This is a genomic window from Neisseria sp. P0008.S010, from assembly GCF_051962715.1.
GTDB lineage: Bacteria > Pseudomonadota > Gammaproteobacteria > Burkholderiales > Neisseriaceae > Neisseria > Neisseria elongata.
In genome coordinates this window covers 1-368 of the sequence record NZ_JBQCVA010000196.1, presented here as the reverse complement: position 1 = coordinate 368, position 368 = coordinate 1, and the positions used below count along the sequence as shown (strand labels likewise).

The window sequence follows — 368 nt, the reverse complement described above, 5'->3', positions numbered from 1 at the left end:
AGCCTATGGGTTGTAAACCTCTTTTATCAAAGAGGAAGGTCTGACGTGTATTTGATGAATAAGCATCGGCTAACTCCGTGCCAGCAGCCGCGGTAATACGGAGGATGCAAGTGTTATCCGGAATCACTGGGCGTAAAGCGTCTGTAGGTGGTTTAAAAAGTCTACGGTTAAATCTTGGAGCTTAACTTCAAAACTGCCGTAGAAACTTTTAAACTGGAGTATGGTAGGGGTAGAGGGAATTTCCAGTGGAGCGGTGAAATGCGTAGATATTGGAAAGACCACCAATGGCGAAGGCACTCTACTGGGCCATTACTGACACTGAGAGACGAAAGCTAGGGGAGCAAATGGGATTAGATACCCTAGTAGTC

Annotated in this window: 1 rRNA gene; it reads left to right on the top strand. The window is 46.2% G+C overall.

Going from position 1 to position 368, the window contains the following annotated elements:
• Window positions 1-368 (top strand): 16S ribosomal RNA (locus tag ACTHSL_RS13190); the annotation flags it as partial.